This window comes from Methylomagnum sp., assembly GCF_054333355.1.
Genome location: NZ_JBTEKS010000497.1, coordinates 1 through 2721, shown reverse-complemented (window position 1 = coordinate 2721; position 2721 = coordinate 1). Strand labels below are relative to the sequence as shown.

Genomic DNA, 2721 nt, shown 5'->3' with positions numbered 1-2721 from the left:
GTGCTTGGGGTCGTAATAATCGCCGAAGGAAAACGTGTGATGGCCGTCCAGCCAAGGCAAGTGGGTTTGTCCCCGATCCGTTCCTTTGCGTAGCGTCTTCATGGTCGCCTCCGTTGGAAATTTTGAAAGGCCGTTTGGTCCATGGCGTCAATCAGGGCAATCGCGCCATGTATATGAAACGGGGTTTTTCCCCTCTTCCGCCGGGAGAGGGCTAGTGCTTTGTCAGTCATTGAATGACGTGATAGGTGTAGGTCGGGCAGGTATTTCCTGCCCGACGCTTCGGCCAGACCGCCGCGTCGGGCATGAGTACATGCCCGACCTACCCCAGACATTCGGCCTCGGGCGGCACCCTCGGGAATCACTCGGCGTTTCATACGTGACGAAGCACTAGGGTGAGGGGATCAAATGGGAATTGTTCCTTAAACATGGGGCGCGTGGCTTCAGCCAGAAAAGCTTGAGCGCCGAGTCCCCGCTTCGCTAGGCGTGTGCGGGCGTTTTTTGAGGAAGAAATCCTTTTTGACTCCCCCTCACCCCACCCTCTCCCGGAGGGAGAGGGGGCAAATGCGCGAGTTCGTAAAAACCACGCTTGTAAGCAGTGGGAGATGGAGCTTAATGTAAAAACCTGCGCTTGCAAGCTGGCGTCGCCGGGCCGATAACGATGTAATAAGGCCAAATTCCAAAAACAGGCCCGCCACCATAACCCACCCATGAGCTTCCTATCCAAACACCGCATCACCGCCCGGCCCGACTACAACCGCTGGCTGATTCCCCCCGCCGCCCTGGCCGTGCATCTGTGCATCGGGCAGGTTTACGCCTTCAGCGTCTTCAACGAGCCGCTGACCCGCGTCCTCGGCGTCGGCTCGTCCATGCCGGACGACTGGAAGCTGACCGATATCGGCTGGATTTACAGCCTCGCCATCGTGTTCCTCGGGCTGTCCGCCGCGTTCGGTGGCTCCTGGCTGGAGAAGGTCGGGCCGCGCCGCACCATGCTGACGGCGGCGCTGTGCTTCGGTGGCGGGTTCTTCCTGGCGGCGCTGGGTGTCACGCTGCATCAAATCTGGCTGCTGTATGTGGGCTATGGCGTCCTGGGCGGGTGCGGGCTGGGGCTGGGCTATGTGTCGCCGGTCTCGACCCTGCTCAAATGGTTCCCGGATCGGCGCGGCATGGCGACGGGACTCGCCATCATGGGCTTCGGCGGCGGGGCCATGATTGGCTCGCCCCTGGGCGTGCTGCTGATGAACCACTTCAAGAGCGCCGCCTCGGTGGGCGTGGCGCAAAGCTTCGTGGTCATGGGGGGTCTCTATTTCGTCTCCATGGCCATTGGTGCCCTGACGATCCGCATTCCGCCGCCTAACTGGCAACCCGCTGGCTGGACGCCGCCGACCACCTCGAAACGCATGGTCACAGACCGCCACGTCCATATCGACCAAGCCATGATTACCCCGCAATTTTATTTACTGTGGGCCATTCTGTGCCTGAATGTCACAGCAGGGATAGGCATCTTGGGGCAGGCGTCGGTGATGATTCAGGAAATGTTCAAAGGCCAAATCACCCCGGAAGCCGCCGCCGGTTTCGTCGGGCTGTTGAGTATTTTCAACATGGCCGGACGATTCTTCTGGTCTTCCACGTCGGATTATCTCGGGCGCAAAAATACCTATTTCGTGTTCTTCGCGCTGGGGACGTTTTTATATTCCATGCTGCAAACCATCGCCCATACCGGCAATATGGCTTTATTCATCGCGGCGACGGCGGTGATTCTGAGTATGTATGGCGGGGGATTCTCGACGATTCCGGCTTATTTGGCCGATATATTCGGCACCAAATATGTGGGCGGCATTCATGGCCGCCTATTGACGGCTTGGTCCACGGCGGGCGTGTTGGGTCCGGTCTTGGTGAACTATATCCGCGAGTATCAAATCAGCTCGGGTGTCGCCAAGGCCGAAGCCTATGGGACAACCCTGAATATCATGGCTGGGCTATTGGCGGCGGGGTTTGTCTGCAATTTGCTGATGCGGGCCGTGGATGAAAAGCATTATATGCCGCATGATGAAGTGAACGATGACTTGCAGGGGTAATCGCCATGAGTAAGCTTAAACACAAGCGCCGTAATAAATCGCATCAGTCCACCGCACGCCCGGTTCAAGCCGCGGCGATTGAGGCGGAACCGACAGCATCGCCCATCCGGGATCGGATTCTGTTGGTGCTATTCTGGAGCTACGTTTTGATTCCACTGGCCTGGGGCGTGAAGTCCACCGTGGAAAAAGCCCTGTTGTTATTCCGATGAACAGCCCTAGCCCGGAATCCCGCCGCGTGAAAACCTTGCTCAAGTGGACGGCCATCCTCGCCTTGACCACGGCGGCGGGCTGCACCTCGTTTGTCACGCAACAGCAGGGCCGGTATTGGCCGGGGCATTACCGGGATTGCCCCGGCGTTTACACGCTTACCCGCATGGAATTGTCTTCGTTGGAGTGGGCGTTTTCCGACGCTATGGCTCCCACCGACACTTGCCTTGCCCATTATTATCAAAAAGCCCGTAAGGATTCTTTTTATAGCGAAGTGAATAGGTATCTGATACCGGGCTTCATTTTAAGTATGCCCGTCGATGCCTTGCTGGATACGGTTACGCTGCCTTTTGCGGATTGGTGAATATCGGCAAGCTGTAGGGTGGGTTAGGCGCACATCCGATATACTTTGCACTCAATCATGAATCTACCGTGCGCC

3 protein-coding genes are annotated in these 2721 nt (G+C 57.7%); all 3 read left to right on the top strand.

The features are described from left to right. Positions 1 to 707 precede the first annotated feature (707 nt). Genes ACXWUF_RS21620 through ACXWUF_RS21610 form a run of 3 tightly spaced genes read left to right on the top strand, consistent with a single transcriptional unit; the run spans position 708 to position 2646 of the window. Positions 708 to 2075: an L-lactate MFS transporter gene (locus ACXWUF_RS21620; RefSeq protein WP_458496593.1), complete on the top strand. Its 1368-nt coding sequence runs from the start codon at positions 708 to 710 to the stop codon at positions 2073 to 2075. Between the two features lie 5 nt (positions 2076 to 2080). After that, the gene (locus ACXWUF_RS21615; protein WP_458496592.1) at positions 2081 to 2284 is read left to right on the top strand and encodes an MFS transporter small subunit; all 204 of its coding nucleotides are present in this window, start codon (positions 2081 to 2083) and stop codon (positions 2282 to 2284) included. Positions 2285 to 2310: 26 nt separating this feature from the next. Further along, complete coding sequence (locus ACXWUF_RS21610) at positions 2311 to 2646, top strand: hypothetical protein (protein ID WP_458496591.1); 336 nt, start codon at positions 2311 to 2313, stop codon at positions 2644 to 2646. Positions 2647 to 2721: the final 75 nt, after the last annotated feature.